19 protein-coding genes are annotated in these 18,685 nt (G+C 65.8%); 5 read left to right on the forward strand and 14 right to left on the reverse strand.

All coding sequences use genetic code 11. The annotated features are described in order from the left end of the window. Window positions 1-222: 222 nt before the first annotated feature. The 4 genes from dxs to SIN08_RS16495 all read right to left on the reverse strand — a co-directional run bounded on the left by dxs (window position 223) and on the right by SIN08_RS16495 (window position 4,146). Window positions 223-2,136, reverse strand: coding sequence for a 1-deoxy-D-xylulose-5-phosphate synthase (dxs, locus tag SIN08_RS16480; RefSeq protein WP_322452689.1), 1,914 nt, complete (start codon window positions 2,134-2,136; stop codon window positions 223-225). A gap of 93 nt (window positions 2,137-2,229) precedes the next feature. Beyond that, window positions 2,230-2,496 (reverse strand): exodeoxyribonuclease VII small subunit, encoded by a 267-nt coding sequence (locus tag SIN08_RS16485; RefSeq protein WP_322452690.1) that lies wholly within the window; start codon window positions 2,494-2,496, stop codon window positions 2,230-2,232. 3 nt (window positions 2,497-2,499) lie between these two features. After that, window positions 2,500-3,426, reverse strand: a complete 927-nt coding sequence (locus SIN08_RS16490) for a histone deacetylase family protein (protein WP_322452852.1) — start codon at window positions 3,424-3,426, stop codon at window positions 2,500-2,502. 117 nt (window positions 3,427-3,543) lie between these two features. Next, the gene (locus tag SIN08_RS16495) at window positions 3,544-4,146 is read right to left on the reverse strand and encodes a TetR/AcrR family transcriptional regulator (protein ID WP_322452691.1); all 603 of its coding nucleotides are present in this window, start codon (window positions 4,144-4,146) and stop codon (window positions 3,544-3,546) included. Window positions 4,147-4,265: 119 nt separating this feature from the next. Here SIN08_RS16495 and SIN08_RS16500 point away from each other — a divergent pair, with 119 nt between their 5' ends. Then, window positions 4,266-5,486: an MFS transporter gene (locus tag SIN08_RS16500; protein ID WP_322452692.1), complete on the forward strand. Its 1,221-nt coding sequence runs from the start codon at window positions 4,266-4,268 to the stop codon at window positions 5,484-5,486. A gap of 39 nt (window positions 5,487-5,525) precedes the next feature. Here SIN08_RS16500 and ribB read toward each other — a convergent pair whose 3' ends face one another. Next, entirely contained in the window at window positions 5,526-6,626 is a 1,101-nt protein-coding gene (gene ribB / locus SIN08_RS16505) for a 3,4-dihydroxy-2-butanone-4-phosphate synthase (RefSeq protein ID WP_322452693.1), read from the reverse strand. 65 nt (window positions 6,627-6,691) lie between these two features. Further along, entirely contained in the window at window positions 6,692-7,792 is a 1,101-nt protein-coding gene (gene aroC / locus SIN08_RS16510; RefSeq protein WP_322452694.1) for a chorismate synthase, read from the reverse strand. A gap of 165 nt (window positions 7,793-7,957) precedes the next feature. Here aroC and SIN08_RS16515 point away from each other — a divergent pair, with 165 nt between their 5' ends. After that, complete coding sequence (locus SIN08_RS16515) at window positions 7,958-8,206, forward strand: DUF1344 domain-containing protein (protein ID WP_322452695.1); 249 nt, start codon at window positions 7,958-7,960, stop codon at window positions 8,204-8,206. A gap of 15 nt (window positions 8,207-8,221) precedes the next feature. Here the strand turns inward: SIN08_RS16515 and SIN08_RS16520 are convergent, their stop codons facing one another. The 3 genes from SIN08_RS16520 to SIN08_RS16530 form a co-directional block, all read right to left on the reverse strand. After that, a complete protein-coding gene (locus tag SIN08_RS16520; RefSeq protein WP_322452853.1) occupies window positions 8,222-8,809 on the reverse strand; it encodes a histidine phosphatase family protein in 588 nt (195 codons plus the stop codon). Between the two features lie 22 nt (window positions 8,810-8,831). Further along, entirely contained in the window at window positions 8,832-9,653 is an 822-nt protein-coding gene (fabI, locus tag SIN08_RS16525) for an enoyl-ACP reductase FabI (protein WP_322452696.1), read from the reverse strand. Between the two features lie 107 nt (window positions 9,654-9,760). Beyond that, window positions 9,761-10,693 (reverse strand): J domain-containing protein, encoded by a 933-nt coding sequence (locus tag SIN08_RS16530; RefSeq protein ID WP_322452697.1) that lies wholly within the window; start codon window positions 10,691-10,693, stop codon window positions 9,761-9,763. Window positions 10,694-10,925: 232 nt separating this feature from the next. Here SIN08_RS16530 and SIN08_RS16535 point away from each other — a divergent pair, with 232 nt between their 5' ends. Further along, the gene (locus SIN08_RS16535; protein WP_322452698.1) at window positions 10,926-11,378 is read left to right on the forward strand and encodes a PliI family lysozyme inhibitor of I-type lysozyme; all 453 of its coding nucleotides are present in this window, start codon (window positions 10,926-10,928) and stop codon (window positions 11,376-11,378) included. A 29-nt stretch (window positions 11,379-11,407) separates the two neighbouring features. On the opposite strand, the gene SIN08_RS16540 is transcribed toward SIN08_RS16535, so the two are convergent. Further along, window positions 11,408-11,821, reverse strand: a complete 414-nt coding sequence (locus SIN08_RS16540; RefSeq protein ID WP_322452699.1) for an RT0821/Lpp0805 family surface protein — start codon at window positions 11,819-11,821, stop codon at window positions 11,408-11,410. 77 nt (window positions 11,822-11,898) lie between these two features. Between SIN08_RS16540 and pdxH the strand changes: the two genes are divergently transcribed. Continuing rightward, on the forward strand, window positions 11,899-12,513 hold the full coding sequence (pdxH, locus tag SIN08_RS16545) for a pyridoxamine 5'-phosphate oxidase (RefSeq protein WP_322452700.1): 615 nt from the start codon (window positions 11,899-11,901) through the stop codon (window positions 12,511-12,513). A gap of 9 nt (window positions 12,514-12,522) precedes the next feature. On the opposite strand, the gene SIN08_RS16550 is transcribed toward pdxH, so the two are convergent. The 3 genes from SIN08_RS16550 to purD form a co-directional block, all read right to left on the reverse strand. After that, on the reverse strand, window positions 12,523-13,269 hold the full coding sequence (locus tag SIN08_RS16550) for a crotonase/enoyl-CoA hydratase family protein (protein ID WP_322452701.1): 747 nt from the start codon (window positions 13,267-13,269) through the stop codon (window positions 12,523-12,525). Next, entirely contained in the window at window positions 13,266-15,047 is a 1,782-nt protein-coding gene (locus tag SIN08_RS16555) for an acyl-CoA dehydrogenase (protein WP_322452702.1), read from the reverse strand. The genes SIN08_RS16550 and SIN08_RS16555 overlap by 4 nt, the downstream gene beginning before the upstream one ends. A gap of 367 nt (window positions 15,048-15,414) precedes the next feature. After that, a complete protein-coding gene (gene purD / locus SIN08_RS16560; RefSeq protein WP_322452703.1) occupies window positions 15,415-16,698 on the reverse strand; it encodes a phosphoribosylamine--glycine ligase in 1,284 nt (427 codons plus the stop codon). A gap of 166 nt (window positions 16,699-16,864) precedes the next feature. Here purD and ubiA point away from each other — a divergent pair, with 166 nt between their 5' ends. Continuing rightward, window positions 16,865-17,848, forward strand: coding sequence for a 4-hydroxybenzoate octaprenyltransferase (gene ubiA, locus SIN08_RS16565; protein WP_322452704.1), 984 nt, complete (start codon window positions 16,865-16,867; stop codon window positions 17,846-17,848). 164 nt (window positions 17,849-18,012) lie between these two features. Here ubiA and SIN08_RS16570 read toward each other — a convergent pair whose 3' ends face one another. Continuing rightward, window positions 18,013-18,576, reverse strand: coding sequence for a DUF6101 family protein (locus tag SIN08_RS16570; RefSeq protein ID WP_322452705.1), 564 nt, complete (start codon window positions 18,574-18,576; stop codon window positions 18,013-18,015). Window positions 18,577-18,685: the final 109 nt, after the last annotated feature.

Genomic DNA, 18,685 nt, shown 5'->3' on the forward strand with positions numbered 1-18,685 from the left:
GCCGAGGACGGTAGGCAGCGCGCTCTCTTTCGTGACATTCAACAGACCATCATCCTGGTAGCCCGAAGCGCCATTTGTCGCGAGACCACCCCGGTCCTCGCCAGGGCGCCTTCAGCAGCATCTCCGTCTTCTGCCGAGACCGGCGCCTCTCAATGGGTACCGGATAGTCTCTCCGCTTCGCTTCGGCTTCCAGGGTAACGGTGCCGTGCTTCGGTGCAACGTTCAGGCCCGCACCGCCCGCTCCTCCTGGCCGAGCGCGGCGAAAACAGTGCGCACAATGCCGGCGGCGTCGAGCCCGGCGTCGGCGTACATCTTCTCCGGCTTGGCCTGGTCGAGGAAGAGGTCCGGCATCACCAGCGGGCGCACCTTGAGGCTGCTTTCCAGCAGGCCCCGATGAGCAAGGAAATGCAGCACATGCGCCCCGAAGCCGCCGATGGAACCTTCCTCGACAGTCACCAGAACCTGATGCTCGCGTGCGAGCGTGGTGACAAGCTCCATGTCCAGCGGTTTGGCGAAGCGGGCATCGGCCACGGTGGTGGAAAGGCCGGCGGCTTCCAATTCGTCGGCGGCTTTCAGGCACTCGGCCAGCCGGCCGCCCAAGGACAGAAGTGCCACCTTGGTGCCCTCGCGCAGCACGCGGCCCTTGCCGATCGCAAAGGCGTTGCCGCGCTCGGGCATCTCCACACCGACGCCGTTGCCGCGCGGATAGCGGAAGGCGATGGGGCCGTCGTCATGGACAACGGCGGTGCGCACCATATGCCGCAACTCCGCCTCGTCGGCGGCCGCCATCACGACGAAATTGGGCAACGTGGCGAGATAGGTGATGTCGAAGGCGCCGCAATGGGTGGCACCGTCCGCACCGACAAAGCCGGCCCGGTCGATGGCGAAGCGCACGGGCAGGTTCTGGATCGCCACATCATGCACCACCTGGTCATAGGCGCGCTGCAGGAAGGTGGAGTAGATGGCGGCGAAGGGCTTGTAGCCTTCCGTTGCCAGCCCCGCGGCGAAGGTCACCCCGTGCTGCTCGGCGATGCCGACATCGAAGGTGCGCTCGGGGAACTCCTTGCCGAAGAGGTCGAGCCCGGTGCCCGAGGGCATGGCGGCGGTGACGGCGACAATGCGGTCGTCCTCGCGCGCCTCCTGGATAAGCGACTGGGCGAAAACCTTCGTGTAGCTCGGCGCATTGGCCGGCGTCTTCGCCTGAGCGCCGGTGATGACGTCGAACTTGGCGACGCCGTGATACTTGTCCTCTGCCGCCTCGGCAGGCGGATAGCCCTTGCCCTTGCGGGTGACGATATGGATGAGCACCGGGCCGTCGCCATTATCGCGCACGTTCTTCAGAACCGGCACGAGGTGCTCGAGCTTGTGCCCGTCGATCGGCCCGATGTGGAAGAAGCCCATCTCCTCGAACAGTGTGCCGCCGGTCACGTAGCCGCGCGCATGCTCCACCGCGCGCGAGATGGCGCGGTCCACGCTCTGGCCGAGATAGGAGGTCAGCTTCTTGCCGAAATCGCGGATGCCCTGGTAGGTGCGGCCGGAGGCGAGCCGTGCCAGATAGGCGCTCATGGCGCCGGTGGGCGGGGCGATGGACATATCGTTGTCGTTGAGGATCACGATCAGCCGCGCATCGAGCGCGCCGGCGTTGTTCATCGCCTCGTAGGCCATGCCGGCCGACATGGCGCCGTCGCCGATGACGGCGATCACATTTCGCCGGCCGCCGGAAAGGTCGCGCGCGATGGCCATGCCGAGGCCCGCGGAAATGGAGGTGGAGGAGTGCGCGGCGCCGAAGGGGTCGTATTCGCTCTCGGCGCGCTTGGTGAAACCCGACAGCCCACCCTCCTGCCGAAGGGTGCGGATACGGTCGCGGCGGCCCGTCAAAATCTTGTGCGGATAAGCCTGGTGGCCGACATCCCAGATCAGCCGGTCGTCGGGCGTGTCGAAAATATAGTGCAACGCCACGGTCAGCTCGACCACGCCGAGCCCGGCACCCAGGTGCCCACCCGTCTGGGAGACGGCATCGACCAGTTCCGCGCGCAGCTCGTCGGCGAGTTGCGGCAGATCCTTCTCATCGAACTGTTTCAGGTCCGCGGGTGTGCGGACGCGATCCAGAAGGGGTGTTTCAGGGGGTGATTTCACGCGCTGTCACACTTGGGTGGTTATCATCCGAGATGAGATAGGGCCTGCGCGCGATGTTGTAAACGTGCTTGTGGAGCAAGCCGCCGCACGACCTTATTGCGAGTCGAGCGGCTCCGTGCCCGCCGGCGCGCCCTCGCGGGACAGCCGGATCTTCTCCACCTTGTCTTCCGCCGCCTTCAAGAGCCGGTCGCAATGCGCCTTCAGTGCCTCACCACGCTCGTAAATGCGGATCGACTGTTCCAGCGGCACGTCTCCGCGCTCGAGATCGTTGACGATGCTCTCAAGCGCCTCGAGCGCCTGCTCGAAGCTCATCGTCTTGATGTCCTCGTTCGTTTCGGCGTTGCCGGCTTCGCCGCTCATTCCTTACCCCTTCATCAGGCGGCCGACATGGGCGGCCGCCGAAAGCGCCAGACCTTCAAGGTCGTAACCGCCTTCCAGCACGCTGACAAGGCGGTTGCCCGCGCTGTGCCCTGCCCGTTCCATCAGTTCGGCCGTCGCCCAGCCGAAATCCTCTTCCGTGAAGTTGAGCTCCGCCAGCGGATCGCGGTGATGCGCGTCGAAACCGGCCGAGATGATGATGAGATCGGGCCGGAAATCGTCGATCCGCGGCAGGATCGTTTCCTCGAAGGCCTGGCGGAACACCTCACCGTCCGCGCCCGGCGGCAGGGGCGCATTGACGATGTTGCCCGCGCCGGTCTCGGAAGCCGCACCCGTGCCCGGATAGAGCGGCATCTGATGGGTGGAGCAGTAGAGTACGGTCGGATCGTCCCAGAAAATGTCCTGGGTGCCGTTGCCGTGATGCACGTCCCAATCGACGATCGCCACGCGCTCGGCGCCATGCGCTTCCTGGGCGTGGCGCGCGGCGATGGCCACGTGGTTGAACAGGCAGAAGCCCATCGCCCGGTCCTTCTCGGCGTGGTGGCCGGGCGGGCGCGTGGCGACGAAGACATTGTCGGCCTTGCCGGTGAAGACGTCGTCGACGGCGGCCATGGCGCCGCCGATGGCGGTGAGCGCCACCTCCCAGCTTTTGGGGCTGACGGTGGTGTCCGCGTCGATGCGCGCAATGCCTTCGGCGGGGATCGCATCGCGAACGCGGCGGGCGTAATTCTCGGGATGGGCGAGCAGGACAGCCGTTTCCCGAGCCATCGGCGCCTCGGCCCGATCGAGCGGCGCGAAAACCTCATGCGCCAGCACCTTGTCGATGGCGCGCAGCCTGTCCGGACGTTCCGGATGGCCGGGCGGCGTGAGGTGCTCCAGGCAAATCGGATTCGTGTAGAGACGGGTGACCATGCTTTCGGTATAGGGCTTGGCGTGGCATTTGACCATGCCGCCCCGGCACCATCAACAAGTTCCGCCCTATCCGGGCTTCGGCGCGGAGCCTGGCCGGCGCGGGGGCGAAAGCGCCGCTCAGTCCCGGTTCCGCCCGGTGCGCAGCCCCTCGAGCAGCCGCTTGAACGCGGCGACGGCCCTTTTGGAAGCCGCCGGGGGGTCGTCGGCATTGGCGATCCACATGGAGGCATGGAGACTGGCGCCGCTGATCATACGCGCCGTCGCCTCCGGATCCTCCACGTCGATCAGGCCTTCCCTGGCGAGACGGCTGAGGCTTGCCGTCAGCGAGCGGATGCAGCCCGTCTGATTTGGCCAGTTGAACGGATCCCCCAGGACCGCCGGTCCGTCCAGCAGCATGATGCGCTGGATTTCGGGTTCAAGCGCCATCTCGATATAGGCGATGCATTCGTGGACGAATCCCTGCCAGGGATCGGAATGTCTCGCGGAAATCCCGTTCAGCCGATCGGTCATCTCCGCGTCGATCTCCGCGATCACCGCCTTGAGCAATCCTTCCTTGCCGCCGAAGTGATGATAGAGCGCTCCGCGCGTCAGGCCGGCCTCCGCCGTGAAGTCGTCCATGGATGCCTCGGCATAGCCAACCGTGCCAAACGCCCGACGCGCCGCCGCGATCAGCTTCGCCCGGGTTTCCGCAATCATTTCGCTACGCGGCTTGTGCACCATTCCATCCTCATTTTTATACGCCTCGTATGTGAGTTGACATACGCAGCGTATGTCATTATCTCATTCGCATACGCTGCGTATGTAAACCGTATTCATCCTCCCATCAAGGATAGGCCCCCATGCCCAACCCTTACCGCGAAATTTTCAAGGTGCCGGGCACCAAAGGTTTCGCCGCCGCGGGCTTCGTCGCCCGGCTGCCGATCGCCATGGCGCCGATCGGCATCGTCGCCATGCTGTCCCAGACGCACGGCGAATACTGGCTGGCCGGCGCCGTCTCGGCCACCTTTGCCCTGACCAACGCCTTCGTCGCCCCGCAGATATCCCGACTGGTCGACCGCTTCGGCCAAACGGCGGTCGTCACGCCGACGACGGTCCTTTCGGTCCCAGCCTTCCTGACGCTGATTGCGGCGGCCAACCAGAACTGGCCGATATGGACGCTCTTCGCCACGGCCTTCCTGGCGGCGGCGATGCCCAGCATGCCCGCCATGGTGCGGGCGCGCTGGTCGGAGGTATTCCATGACCGGCCGGAGCTCAACACCGCTTTCGCCTTCGAATCGGCGGCCGACGAGCTCGTCTACATTCTCGGCGCTTCCCTGTCGGTCGGTCTTGCCGTGGCCTTTTTCCCCGAAGCCGGCATGCTGGCCAACACGCTGCTTCTGGCGTTCGGCACGGCGGCGTTCATCCTGCAGCGATCGTCGGAGCCGCGGGTCAGACCGGCCACCGGCGGCCCTTCCCGCTCGGCCATTCGCCTGCGGCCGGTGCAGATCGTCACGCTCGCCCTCATCTTCGTCGGCGCGATCTTCTCGACGGCCGAGGTGAGTTCGGTCGCCATCACGGAGGCGCTCGGCCAGCCGAAGACGGCGAGCCTGGTGATCGGCGTCTATGCCCTCGGATCCTTCATACTCGGCCTGGTCTTGGGCGCGATGAACCTGACGATGCCCATGGAACGACGGCTGGCGATCGCGCTCGCGGTCGTGGCGGTGACGCAGGTGCCCCTTCTCCTGGCCGGCACGGTCCCGCTGCTCGCGCTGACGGTGTTCGTGAGCGGACTGGCCATCTCGCCGACCTTCATCACGGCCTTCGGCCTGATCGAACGGCGCGTGCCGGCATCCATGCTGACCGAAGGCGTGACCTGGGTGATGACCGGCATCGGCATCGGCATGGCGCTCGGCGCCTTCGCGGCGGGCTGGGTGGTCGACATGTTCGGCGCCCGCAATGGCTTCTGGGTTTCGGTGGCGGCCGGCACGGCGGCGTTCCTGACCGTGCTCATCGGCCAGAGAAGCCTCACCCGCGAGCGGCCGGATGCAGCCCCCGCTGCGGCGGCGCAGCCCGCAGAGTGAGCGAACGCGGCACGGGCCCCGGCTATCCGGGGCCGGTGACTACAGGATTTCCGTCGACTCGATGCGGATGCCGAAGCCTTCCAGCCCGACATAGTGGCGCTCGCGCGAGGCCATCAGGCGGATGGACGTGATGCCGAGATCCTTCAGGATCTGCGCCCCCAGCCCGATCTCGCGCCACTCGCTTTCGCGCTTCAGAGCTTCCGCGTGAACCTCCTTCTCACCGCTGCCGCGAGGGCGGCGATGCTGATGGGCGACGCCGACAGAGCCCTCGCGCAGATATACGAGCACGCCGCGGCCCATCTTCCCCATCGATTCCATGACCTCGCGCAGCCGGTACTCGGTGCCGAAGACGTCGGCCACGACATCCTCCGTGTGCAGGCGCACCGGCACATGCTCGCCGTCGCGAACGTCGCCGAAAACGATTGCCAGATGCTGCATCGTCTCCCAGGGTAGCGTGTAGGTCTGGGCGATGGCCGGTCCGCCGGGCGTTTCGATCGGGAAGCTCGCCACCCGCTCGACAAGCGTCTCCTGGCGCTGCCGATAGGCGATGAGGTCGGCCACCGAAACCTGTTTCAGCCCGTGCTCTGCGGCGAACCCCGTCACCTGCGGGCCGCGCATCACAGTCCCGTCATCGTTGACGAGCTCGCAGATAACGCCGACCGGCGGCAGCTTGGCCAGCCGGCAGAGATCGACGGCCGCTTCCGTATGGCCGGAGCGCATCAGCACGCCGCCCTCGCGCGCCACGAGCGGGAAAATATGGCCCGGACGCACGAAATCGGCGCTGCCGGCGTTCGGATTGGCGAGGTTGCGCACGGTCAGTGTACGGTCCTCGGCGGAAATCCCGGTCGTCGTGCCATGCTTGAAATCGACACTGACGGTGAAGGCGGTCTGGTGGGGCGCATCGTTCTCGGCCACCATTGGCGCCAGATTGAGGCGTCTGGCCTCCTCGCGGGCCATCGGCGTGCAGACGATGCCGGAGGTATGGCGCACGATGAAGGCCATCTTCTCGGGCGTGCAATGCACGGCCGCGACGATCAGGTCGCCCTCGTTCTCGCGCCCGTCATCGTCCATCACGACGACGATCTCGCCACGCTCGAAGGCGCGGATGGCTTCGACGACTTGTTTCTGATCGTAGGGCATGCTTCCTCGCGGGATCTAGGGCAGTAGGGAAATAAGGCAGTAGGGCAGTACAAGAAAGAGCCGACTTACACCTTCCCCGTCTGTCCTCTGTGCCGCAGATAGTGATCGGCAATCGTGCAAGCGAGCATGGCCTCGCCGATGGGCACGGCCCGGATGCCGACGCACGGGTCGTGGCGCCCCTTGGTGACCACCTCGACTTCCGCGCCGCTCTTGTCGACGGTGCGGCGCGGGGTGAGGATCGAGGAGGTGGGCTTGACGGCGAAACGCGCCACCACCGGCTGGCCGGTGGAAATGCCACCGAGGACCCCGCCGGCGTTGTTGGACAGGAAAACGGGCTCGCCGTCCGTGCCGCGACGCATCTCGTCGGCGTTCTCCTCGCCGCGGATGCGGGCGGCCTCGAAGCCGTTGCCGATCTCCACGCCCTTGACGGCGTTGATGGACATGAGGTTGGCGCAGATGTCCTGGTCGAGCTTTGCGTAGATCGGCGCGCCGAGGCCGGCGGGAACGCCCTCGGCGACGACCTCGACCACCGCGCCGACGGAGGAGCCCGCCTTGCGGATCTCGTCCAGATACTCGGAAAAGACGGCCACCGATTTGGGGTCGGGCGTGAAAAAGGGATTGTCCGCATGGCCGACGAAATCCCAATCCCAGTTGGTCCGGTCGATCGTCTTCTCACCCATCGCCACAAGGGCGGCGCGGACGACGAGGCCCGGAACGACCTTTCTGGCAAGCGCGCCGGCGGCCACGCGCGCGGCCGTCTCGCGGGCGGAAGCCCGGCCGCCGCCGCGATAGTCCCGCAGGCCGTATTTCATCTCGTAGGTGTAGTCGGCGTGGCCCGGGCGGTAGCGCTGGGCGATTTCGCTGTAGTCCTTCGAGCGCTGATCGACGTTCTCGATCAGCATGGAGACCGGCGTACCGGTCGTGACCACCGTCTCCCCGTCATCCTCCGGCAGGACGCCGGAGAGAATCCTCACCTGGTCGGGCTCGCGCCGCTGGGTGACGAAGCGCGACTGGCCGGGCCGGCGCCGATCGAGCTCGGCCTGGATGTCGGCCTGGCGAAAGCGGATGCCCGGCGGGCAGCCGTCGACGACGCAGCCCAGAGCCGGTCCGTGGCTTTCGCCCCAGGTCGTGACACGGAACAGATGACCAAAGGTGTTGTGTGACATTGCCAAGCTTCCTCACGGGCCGGAGCCCGCTTCTATTTTGCTTTGCGAGAGCGGTCAAACCGTTCGCATGCGGACCACTTTTGACACAATTACGCGTATCATCGCGCAGTGAAATCACCTAGTTTTCATCGTCCGCCCGCCGGGACAGGAAAAGAGGATCAATTCATGCGACTCACCGCCGCCGCCCTGGCTTTCGCCCTTCTCGCCACCCCCGCACTCGCTGCCGACACGGAGGGCAAGATCACCGCGGTCGACCGGGAAAACATGACGATTACGCTGCAGGACGGGTCGACCTATCGCCTGCCGCCGGAAATGGATGCCTCGGCGGTCGCCGACGGCATGGACGTGGTGATTGCCTACCGGGTCAACGAGGACGGGGAAAGGCAGATCACCGACATGCTGCTGCCGGAGTAACGCCGGCCGGCGCCCTCACAGCCACTCCAGCCCGCCGTCTTTGACGCGCAGCACGCGGTCCTGCGGGATATGCATCTCGACCGCTTCGTGCGGGGACATGCCGCCGACCAGGTGAAAGACGGTGCGCATGACGCCGCCGTGCGTGACGCAGATCGTCGGCCTTTCAAGGCTCTCCAGCCAAGAGCAGACCCGCTGCGCCAAGTCCACGTAACTCTCTGCCTCGGGTCCCGGCGGCAGGAATTCCCATTTCGTCCGCGTGCGCGCCAACGTGCAGCCGGGCTCCTGTTCTTCAAGCTCGGGATAGGTGAAGCCCTGCCAGCTGCCGAAATGCACCTCCTTCAGGCGCGGATCGGTGACATACCCCTCCGGGGACAGGCCTAGCTGTACGCGAATCCGCTGCATCGTCTCGCAGGTGCGGCGCAGGGGGCTGGCGACGTAGTCGTAAGCGGCGGGATCGCCGAGAAGCCCGGCAAGGCGCCGGCCGTTATCGTCGGCCTGGGCGCGGCCGACCGCATTGATGTCGGTGTCGGCCTGTCCCTGCAGCCGCTCCTCCACGTTCCAGTCGGTTTGCCCGTGCCGGGAGATATAAAGGAGGGGCGGCAGCAATATCTTCTCGGACCGGCTGCTAATGATCATTCACAACGGATATGTCCGGCGCATCGACGGCCTTCATGCCGACAACGTGATAGCCCGAATCGACGTGCAACACCTCACCGGTCACGGCGCGCGAAAGATGCGAGAGCATATAGACGCCGGTATCGCCCACCTCGTCGATCGTAACGGCGCGCTTGAGCGGCGAGTTGTACTCGTTCCAGCGCAGGATGTAGCGGAAATCACCGATGCCGGAGGCAGCAAGCGTCTTGATCGGACCGGCGGAGATGGCGTTGACGCGGATATTGGAGCCGCCCAGGTCGACGGCGAGGTAGCGCACGCTGGCCTCCAGTGCGGCCTTGGCCACGCCCATCACGTTGTAGTGCGGCATCACCTTCTCGGCGCCGTAATAGGTCATGGTCAGGATCGAGCCGCCATCGCTCATCAGCGGCTCGGCCTGCTTCGCCACCGCCGTCAGCGAATAGACTGAGATGTCCATGGTGCGCAAAAAGTTGTCGCGTGAGGTGTCGACGTAGCGCCCCGTCAGCTCGTCCTTGTCCGAAAACGCAATGGCGTGGACGACGAAGTCGAGCTTGCCCCAGCGCTTCCTAACCTCCTCGAAGATCGCCTCGATGGTGGAAAGGTCCGTGACGTCGCAGTGTCCGATGACCGTTGCGCCCAATTCTGCGGCGAGCGGCTCGACGCGCTTCTTCAGCGCCTCGCCCTGATACGTCAGCGCCAGCTCAGCGCCTTCGGCCGCGCACGCCTTGGCGATGCCCCAGGCAATCGACCGACTGTTGGCGATACCAAGAACGAGTCCCCGCTTCCCGGCCATTAGGCCATTGCCACCTGCCATTGACGATTCTCCGAACTTGTTAGGGCGAAGGCCCTATCGCACAGCGGCTGCGATGCATCAAGCGCATAGCTCGCCCGCGGAACGGCGTGCCCTCATCATTCAGGATATCACGCCTCTGCCTTGCGGTAGAGCGCCTCCAGCGCCTCGTCGCCGCCCTCCGGCAGCATGATGCGTACATGGGCGTAGAGGTCGCCATTGCCGCCGCCCTTCAAGGGTAGGCCGCGGCCCTTGAGCCGCAAGGTGCGGTCGGAACTCGACCAGGCCGGCACGCGGACGGCCACTTTGCCGGTGGGCGTTTCCACCGCCACCTTGGCGCCCAGAACCGCGTCGCGCAGGCTGACGGGCAGGTCGACATGAAGATCACGCCCCTCGACGCGGTAGCGCGGATGCCGGCGCAGGCGCAGCTTCACGAGCGCGTCGCCGCGCTGGCCGAAGGGCGTTTCGGCCCCCTGCCCCTTCAGGCGGATCGTCTGGCCGTCCTCGACATAGCGCGGCAGTTTGACGGCGATGCGCCGCCCGTCGGGGAAGACCGCCGTCACCTTGTTGGCGTTGGCGAAATCCTCGACATCAACTTCCAGCGTCGCATTGATGTCTCCCATTCCCTCGGGGCGCTGCTGCCCGCGCCGGGCGCCCCGGGCGCCACGCGAGAAGGCGTGGCCGAACAGTTCGCTGAAGATGTCGGCCTCGCCCATGGGATCGCCGTCGAAGCCGCCGGAGCGGAACTCGTAATGCGTGCGGCCGGAGCCGCCGCCGCCGGCATGGCGGAAGCCGGCGAACGGATCACCATGGGCGCCGCCCTCGAAACCGTGGAAACGCGGCTTGCCGCTGGCGTCGATCTCGCCGCTGTCGAAAGCGCGGCGCTTCTCCTCGTCGCCGAGGATTTCATAGGCCTGGCCGATTTCGGCAAAGCGCTCCTTTGCCCGCGGATCGTCCGGCCGCTGGTCGGGGTGGTACTTCTTCGCCAGACGGCGGTAGGCCGCCTTTATATCTTTTGCGGACGCGCCCTTCTGCACGCCCAGCACGTCATACGGGTCTTTCATCGTCAGCCTTGCCCAAAAAGGCGGCGCCAGCCGCCAACAGGGTGTTTTGCTTATGTTTTCGCTCGCGCCCGTTATATGCGCATTCGCGGTGTCGAATTCCAGTGCGATGGTAGATCCGCGCGAGCAGCGGAGCCCGCTGACGGTCTCTCGACAAGCCAAGGCGTTCGCTTGACATCATCTGCCGGTTTCATAGCATGCGCGCGTTTTCATGAAGTTATGGAGTTTTTCAAATATGCGATCCAATTCGATCATTGTTTCACTTTCATTTCTTTCCGTAGTGTTCCTGTCGGCGGCAGCCGCCCACGCGCAGGAGGAGGGTCCGCTCTCCGCGACGACGCCGGGCTCGCGCTACGTGACCGCGACCAAGGGACCGGAAGAGCCGGAATCCATCGGCAGCTATGCCCTGCGGCTTTATCGCAACAGCAATCCGGATTTTCCCGCCGACGAATTCATCGCCGGTGTTGTCCTGCCGCGGGACGGTTCGCTCCTGCCGCTCGAGTGGCAGGACGTGACAGGCGACGGCGAGGAGGAATTGATCGTCCGCACCGAATCCGCCGGCAGCGGAAGCTATGTGAGCGCGGATGCGTTCAGTCTCGGTGAATCGGAAATCGTGCGCGTTGCCTCGGCAAGCGGCCTCGAGCCGGATGCGGATGTCGTCAGCGCATTGAAGGATTCGGCAGAGTGATCCTTGCCGGCCACCTTTCCAGGTGGTCGCTACATCCTCGTGAGATCGAGCAGGCTCAGACCGCCGGCGGCCCTTTCGCAGGCGAGGCCCCGGTAAAGATTGATCCCGTCGAAACTCTCGCGCGTGGTGGTGAAGGCGAGGCAACTTTGCCCGCCTTCCTCCTGGCGCTCCACGGTCGTGATTACGCCGCTCGCCTCGCTCTCGGGGCTTTCCCATGGTCGCCCGACGGCGGCGGCGGGCGCATCAGCGGAAAGGGCCGCCAGAATGGCGGAACCGTCCGCGTTCGCCTCCTGAGAAAGAGAAGAGGTCTGCGGCACGGAGCCGGTTACGAGGCTGCGATCCGGTTTGAGCGCGGCCGCACCTTGCCACGTGGCGCCACAGCCCTGTACCCCTGCAGCGAGCGCAACGAGAAGCGCCGCCCTGGAAAAAAGGCGCAGTGACAAGCATCTTCCCTCGTCTGTCACTTGCATCGAGCCGGGCAAACGGCATTCTCCCCTGATCAGGATCAGTGAGCAGGACAATGGTTACGAATGCGTTAAACGAATCGGACTTCACCGAGAGCGGTGATCCCTTCCGCCTGTTCGGCGCCTGGCTCGCGGATGCGGAAGCCGCCGAGCCGAACGACCCGAACGCCACGGCACTGGCGACGGTGGATCCGCACGGCATGCCGAATGTCCGCATGGTGCTGCTCAAGGGCTTCGACGAACACGGCTTCGTCTTCTACACCAATTACGAGAGCGCCAAGGGCCGGGAGATCCTGTCCTCGATGAAGGCGGCCATGTGCTTCCACTGGAAGAGCCTGCGCCGTCAGGTGCGCGTTCGCGGGCCGGTGGAGGAGGTCAGCCGGGAGGAGGCGGACGCCTATTACGCCTCGCGCCCGCGCGGCAGCCGCATCGGCGCCTGGGCCTCCAAACAGTCGCGGCCGCTGGAAAGCCGGTTCGCGCTCGAAAAGGCAGTGGCGGAATATACGGCGAAGTTCGCCGTCGGCGCGATCCCGCGGCCGGACTATTGGTCTGGCTTCCGCATCGTGCCCGAGATCATCGAGTTCTGGCACGACCGGCCCTTCCGGCTGCACGACCGGGTGGTCTTCAAGCGCTCCGGCAAGGGCTGGGAGAAAATGCGGCTCTATCCGTGACCCGGGGCGCTACCTTCCGTTCATGAAGGAGTGGAAGGCCGCACGCGCTTCATCCGACACGAGCCGTCCCCGGAAGTGTTCCGCCTCCTCCCGGATGCGGGCCAGGATCTCCTCACGCGGGCCGCGCAGGAGATCCCGCGTGATCCGCAACGCCTGCCGGGGTTTTGCGGCGAGTGCGTGGGCGGCGGAGAAGACCGCCTCTTCGAGTTCGGCGGGTTCGACGACGCGATGGATAAGGCCCGCCGCCAGCGCATCCGCCGCGCCAATGCCGTCGCCGAGCGCCAGCAAGGCGAAGGCGCGCTGCGGGCCGAGAACGCGTGGGGCGAGCAGACTCGATCCGGCCTCCGGCACGAGGCCGAGATCGACGAAGGGCGTATTGAAGACGGTCCGTGGCGTGGCGAAGGTCAGGTCGCAATGCAGATGCATCGTCGTGCCGATGCCCACCGCAATCCCGTCCACACCCGAAACGATCGGCTTTCGGCAGGTGACGAGTGCCGTGAGAAAATCGAACACCTCCGTGCCGCCCTCCCCGCCTTCGGCGACGGCGAGAAAGTCCGCCAGGTCGTTTCCGGCGGAAAAGGCCCCCGGCACGCCAAGGATCACGTGGCAGCCGATCGTCTCGTCCTCGTCGCCTTCGGCGAGCGCAACGGACAGCGCGGCGTACATGGCGCGATCGATGGCGTTCTTCTTCTCGGGCCGTTCGAGGCGGACGACCCGGACCGCTCCGTCGCGTTCAACGCGGATATGGGCGCTCATGCCTGATCTCCGATGAAGCTGCCGGCCAACGCGCGCAGGCTTTCCGCCCCCTCGGTGACGGTGGCCTTGAGCGCTGCCGTCTCGGCCAGGTGGTTTTCCGCGAAATACCGGCAGAGCCGGGCCTGCCCCCGATCGCCAGCCGAAACGGCGCCGCGCGCCATCATCACCCCGCCTGTGGCAAGGGCGAAAAGGCGCAGGTAAGGCGTGGCGCCGGAAAGGGTATCCTCGACCCGCCCTTCGTCGAGGAGGCGGAGAAGGTGGCCGGTCGCCGCCTCCAGATCGTCGAGCGCGGGGTCAAGGTTTTCCGCGGTCTCCCCCAGTTCCGGCATGTTGGAGCCGCGCACTGTATCGACGTCGCGGCGCAGTTCGGCCAGGAAGCCGCGCACATGCTCGCCGCCGGCCTGCGGCAGCTTGCGCGTGACGAGATCGATCGCCTGGATGCCGTTTGTGCCCTCATAGATGGGCGCGATCCGCGCGTCGCGCAGCAGCGCCGCCGCGCCGGTCTCCTCGATATAGCCCATGCCGCCATGCACCTGCACGCCGAGCGAGGCGACCTCCATGCCGACATCGGTCGGAAACGCCTTGGCCACCGGTGTGAGCAGGTTGGCCCGCTGCTGCCAATGGGCCACCTCCTCCCCGCCCGTCAGGCGTGCCATGTCGATGGCATGGGCACAGGAATATGTGATGGCGCGGGCGGCCTGCGTCATGGTCTTCATGCTCGCCAGCATGCGCTGGACGTCCGGGTGCTCGACGATGGCGCTCATCTCGCCGCCGCTCGACCCCGGCGCGCGGCCCTGCCGGCGCTCGCGGGCATAGGCGAGCGCCTTCTGGTAGGCGGCCTCGGCCACGGCAACGCCCTGCATGCCGACGGCGAGCCGCGCGTTGTTCATCATGGTGAACATGCAGGCGAGCCCGCGATTTTCTTCGCCGACCAGCCAGCCGACGGCGCCCGGTGTATCGCCGAAACGGCCGTCGCCATAGATCATCGTGCAGGTGGGCGAGGCGTGGATGCCGAGCTTGTGCTCCAGGGACGCGCAGAAGACGTCGTTGCGGGGCCCGAGCGTGCCGTCCTCCTTCACCAGGAATTTCGGCACCAGGAAAAGTGAAATCCCCTTGGTGCCCGCCGGCGCGCCGGGCAAGCGCGCCAGCACCATATGCACGATGTTGTCCGTGAGATCGTGCTCGCCATAGGTGATGAAGATCTTCTGGCCGAAAAGGCGGTAGGATCCGTCGCCGGCCGGCTCGGCACGGGTCTTCAGCGCACCCAGATCAGAGCCGGCCTGCGGCTCCGTCAGATTCATCGTGCCCATCCATTCGCCGGTCACGAGCTTTTCGAGATAGGTCTCTTTCAGCTCATCGCCGGCATGCTTCTCCAGCGCCTCGACGGCGCCCATGCTGAGCGTCGGTCCTATGGCGAAGGCCATGGAGCCGGCGTTCCACATCTCGAGCGCAGCCACGGCGAGCATCATCGGTAGGCCTTGTCCGCCGTGGTGCTCCGGCGCCGAAAGTGCGTTCCAGCCGCCTTCGCGCCAGTGGCGGTAAAGGTCCCGCCATCCGGCAGGCATGGTCACCGCGCCGTCCCGCCAGCGCGCACCCTCCTCGTCGCCGATGCGGGCCAGCGGCGCAATCTCCTCACCGGCGAAGCGGCCGGCCTCCCTCAGAACCGCCTCGACGAGATCATGCGAAAGGTCGCCGGCGAGCCCCTCGTCGATGATGCGGTTCAATCCCGCAATATGGTTGAGCGCGTGAGCGATCTCGTCGACTGGCGCACGATACATTCGCCTCCTCCATCACCGATGCCCGAGCCCAAGCGTAACCCTGCCCTGCCGTCCCCGCCAGCCTCGCAAGGCGATGCCGGGAATATTTTCTTTTTACGTAAACGTCAATACTTGACCAAATCAAGCCAGTGGCAGACCAGGGCCACAGCCTGTGTTCGAGGAAAGCCCGCATATCGCGGCGTCCTTCAACGGCGTGCCTGGATGTTCATATCGGTGTGCAGGAGATATGATCCGACACGGCTTGAAGTGGATCTCCGACCGTCACTGATGCCAAGGCTGCTCAGTTCCCTGGAATATTGCCCCGTTCAGGCATCGACGCCGATCGGTTTCACCCGCTCAGACCGTATCATGACGGCGCCTGGTCCGATCAGGTACCCGCCGCCTCACGCTCGATGGCGCGCCAGCCGATGTCGCGGCGGCAGAAGCCCTCAGGCCAGTCGATGCGGTCGACGGCGCGGTAGGCGGCGTCTCGCGCTTCGGTGACGTTCACACCCAATGCGGTAACGTTGAGCACGCGCCCGCCATTGGCGACGAGCTGGCCGTCGTTTGTCGCAGTACCAGCATGGAAGATCTCGACACCGCCTTCTCCCGCAGCGGCATCGAGGCTGCCGATCGCGGTGCCCTTTTTCGGCGTGCCGGGATAGCCTTCGGCGGCGAGCACCACCGTCAGCGCCGCCTCGTCGCGCCACCGGGCCGACATATGTGCAAGCTGGCCGTCGACAGCCCCCTTCATGAGAGCCAGGAGATCGTCCCTTAGGCGCGGCATCAGCACCTGGCACTCCGGGTCACCGAAGCGCACATTGTATTCGATGAGGCTGGGCCCGTCCTCGGTGATCATCAGCCCCGCATAGAGAACGCCGGTGAAGGGCGCGCCCATCTCCGCCATGCCCTTGAGGGTCGGCTCAATGATCTCGCGCATGGTGCGCTCCACCATAGACACGCTCATCACCGGGGCCGGCGAATAGGCACCCATGCCGCCCGTGTTCGGGCCGGTGTCGCCCTCGCCGACGCGCTTGTGGTCCTGCGCCGTGCCGAACGGCAACGCCGTCTTGCCGTCGCACAGGCAGAAGAAACTCGCCTCCTCGCCCTGCAGAAACTCCTCGATGACTACCTGCGCTCCCGAGGCGCCGTAGAGACCGGAGAAGCAGTCGTCGATCCCCGCACAGGCCTCCTCTTCGGTCATGGCGATGAGAACGCCCTTCCCGGCGGCCAACCCGTCGGCCTTCACGACGATGGGCGCGCCGATACTGCGGACATAGTCTTTGGCATGGGAGGCATCGGCGAAGCGTGCATAGGCTGCTGTCGGGATTCCGTAACGGCTGCACAGGTCCTTGGTGAAGCCCTTCGAGCCCTCGAGCCGTGCCGCATCCGCCGTCGGCCCGAAGACGGGAATGTCTGCTGCGAGCAGGTCATCGGCAAGGCCCGCGACCAACGGGGCCTCCGGCCCCACCACCACGAGGTCGATGGCCCGCTCACGGCAGAAATCGACCACCGCCGCATGGTCGCGCACATCCAGCAAGACACATTCGCCGTGGTGCGCGATCCCCGGATTGCCGGGTGCGGCGTAGAGCTTTTCGAGCATGGGTGAAGCAGCGATCTTCCAGGCCAATGCATGCTCGCGGCCGCCCGAACCGATGAGAAGAACCTTCATACGCAAGTGCCCTGCCGCGTTGTCGATAGCTGCAACGGGCTATGGCCGAAATGGTTCGAGGTCAAGCACCAACACCCGTGCGGCCCGGAAAGCCACCGGCAATGCTTGACGCGGGCGGCGGGTCTTGCCACTCCAGTTCCGTCACCAAGCGACAAGAGGCAGACAAATGGACACCATCCAGTCACGGCAGGCGCGGGGACGGGTGGCCGATGCACCGTCGGGGCATTGGGTCTACAGGCTTCTGCCGCGCGCGGCCTGGCCCTATGCGCAGCTTGCCCGCTGGGACCGGCCGATCGGCTGGCAGCTCCTGCTGTGGCCGTGCTGGTGGTCGCTCGCCCTGGCGGCCAGCGCCGGTGCCGAACCCGGGGCACCGATCGCCAGCGTCCTGCCTTCTTTATGGCTGCTCGCCCTCTTCCTCGTCGGCGCCGTCGCCATGCGCGGCGCGGGCTGCACCTACAACGATCTGGTGGACCAGGACATCGACGAAGCCGTCGAGCGAACACGTTCGCGCCCCCTGCCCTCCGGCCAGGTCTCGCCGCGCCAGGCCTGGGCCTTTCTAGTGGCGCAGGCGCTCGTGGGACTTCTCGTGCTCCTGCAGTTCAACGGCTTCGCCATTCTCCTGGGCATGGCCTCGCTCGCCGTGGTCGCCGTCTACCCCTTCGCAAAAAGATTCACGGACTGGCCGCAACTCTTTCTGGGACTTGCCTTTTCCTGGGGCGCACTTCTCGGCTGGGCGGCCCACCACGGCAGCCTGTCGCTCGCACCGTTCCTGCTTTACTGCGGCTCCATCCTGTGGGTGATCGGCTACGATACGATCTATGCGCATCAGGACAAGGAGGACGATGCGATCGTCGGCGTGCGCTCGACGGCGCGGCTGTTCGGCGAGAATACCAAGCCCTGGCTGATCGGGCTTTACGGCACGGCGCTCCTGTTCTTCGCCGTCGCCTTCGCCAATGCCGCGGTACCCATGCCGGCGCTTGCCGGCCTTGTAGCCGCCGGCGCGCACATGGCGCGACAGGTCCGCACCCTGGACATCGACGACCCGGACCAGTGCCTGGCGCTCTTCAAATCCAACACGGTGGTCGGCTGGCTGATCTTCCTCGGCCTTCTTGGCGGCGGCCTGTGGGCCGCCATCAGCCCGTATTTCTGAGGCGAAACCGCCGGGACGCGAAAGGCGCCCGCACTTTCATTTGCCTGAAGCCGGATACTAGTCTAGAGCAGGGTGCGCTCACATTCGTTCGCTTGCCTGCTCTATCTATTTGTTTTCGCCGCATTTGTGCCACGCCAAGTGATTCCACTTGGCTGCAAAATGCTCTAATCGCGCGCGATGATCTCCTCGCCGCCGACGACGAGCCGAAGGCCGAGCGTGCCCAGCCGGCGACGGGCGAGAAAGCGGGCGCGGCGGCGGCGGACGGCCTGGCCCTGGCGGCGCTTCTTCGGCGGCTCCACCTTCACATGGCCGATGGACTCATCGAGCGTGCGGGCGACACCGTCGGCCTCCACGATCAGCATCGGCAGGCGATAGGCCTCCGCCCAGGCGTGCCAGTCGGCCGCCACGTCGTCGAGGTCACCGGCCACCAGAAGCGGAACCGAAAGCATCGGGTCCTTGTGCAAGAGCTCCAGCGTGACCGTGACGGCGCCTTCTTCTTCCTCGATCGCCCGCGCGGCAACGCCGCGGAAGGCGTTGGGCGGCAGGGCGAACGTGACGGGAAGCTGGCTCCTGTCGAGGAGCCGGCGCATGCGCACGCCGCGCTGGGTGATGGTGAAAGTGACTTCTCCGAAGTCGTCGTGGGACGCATAGCTCACCGCCTGCGGCAGGTGGAAAGGGTCGAGCCGCATTGCACGGCCCGCCCAGACGGGCTTGAGACCACTCGCCATTGTTTTTTCGCCTTCCTGTTACTCCTGAGAGCCGGTTTTCCGGTTCTCTCCGGGCCGATTTTTTCGGCCTCGTTATGGGAAGGACACTAGCGGGCGGATGTTACTTCCC

It is taken from the genome of Chelativorans sp. M5D2P16 (assembly GCF_034427935.1).
In the GTDB taxonomy this organism is placed as follows: Bacteria; Pseudomonadota; Alphaproteobacteria; order Rhizobiales; family Rhizobiaceae; genus Chelativorans.

Excerpts from the sequence above, each read along its gene's own strand:
- SIN08_RS16500 (WP_322452692.1), top strand. The coding sequence starts at position 4,266 with ATGCCCAACCCTTACCGCGAAATTTTCAAGGTGCCGGGCACCAAAGGT.
- SIN08_RS16515 (WP_322452695.1), top strand. The coding sequence starts at position 7,958 with ATGCGACTCACCGCCGCCGCCCTGGCTTTCGCCCTTCTCGCCACCCCC.
- aroC (WP_322452694.1), bottom strand. The coding sequence starts at position 7,792 with ATGTCACACAACACCTTTGGTCATCTGTTCCGTGTCACGACCTGGGGC.
- ubiA (WP_322452704.1), top strand. The coding sequence starts at position 16,865 with ATGGACACCATCCAGTCACGGCAGGCGCGGGGACGGGTGGCCGATGCA.
- purD (WP_322452703.1), bottom strand. The coding sequence starts at position 16,698 with ATGAAGGTTCTTCTCATCGGTTCGGGCGGCCGCGAGCATGCATTGGCC.
- ribB (WP_322452693.1), bottom strand. The coding sequence starts at position 6,626 with ATGCCCTACGATCAGAAACAAGTCGTCGAAGCCATCCGCGCCTTCGAG.
- SIN08_RS16550 (WP_322452701.1), bottom strand. The coding sequence starts at position 13,269 with ATGAGCGCCCATATCCGCGTTGAACGCGACGGAGCGGTCCGGGTCGTC.
- SIN08_RS16495 (WP_322452691.1), bottom strand. The coding sequence starts at position 4,146 with ATGGTGCACAAGCCGCGTAGCGAAATGATTGCGGAAACCCGGGCGAAG.
- SIN08_RS16530 (WP_322452697.1), bottom strand. The coding sequence starts at position 10,693 with ATGAAAGACCCGTATGACGTGCTGGGCGTGCAGAAGGGCGCGTCCGCA.
- pdxH (WP_322452700.1), top strand. The coding sequence starts at position 11,899 with ATGGTTACGAATGCGTTAAACGAATCGGACTTCACCGAGAGCGGTGAT.
- SIN08_RS16490 (WP_322452852.1), bottom strand. The coding sequence starts at position 3,426 with ATGGTCACCCGTCTCTACACGAATCCGATTTGCCTGGAGCACCTCACG.
- SIN08_RS16555 (WP_322452702.1), bottom strand. The coding sequence starts at position 15,047 with ATGTATCGTGCGCCAGTCGACGAGATCGCTCACGCGCTCAACCATATT.
- fabI (WP_322452696.1), bottom strand. The coding sequence starts at position 9,653 with ATGGCAGGTGGCAATGGCCTAATGGCCGGGAAGCGGGGACTCGTTCTT.
- SIN08_RS16535 (WP_322452698.1), top strand. The coding sequence starts at position 10,926 with ATGCGATCCAATTCGATCATTGTTTCACTTTCATTTCTTTCCGTAGTG.
- SIN08_RS16570 (WP_322452705.1), bottom strand. The coding sequence starts at position 18,576 with ATGGCGAGTGGTCTCAAGCCCGTCTGGGCGGGCCGTGCAATGCGGCTC.
- SIN08_RS16485 (WP_322452690.1), bottom strand. The coding sequence starts at position 2,496 with ATGAGCGGCGAAGCCGGCAACGCCGAAACGAACGAGGACATCAAGACG.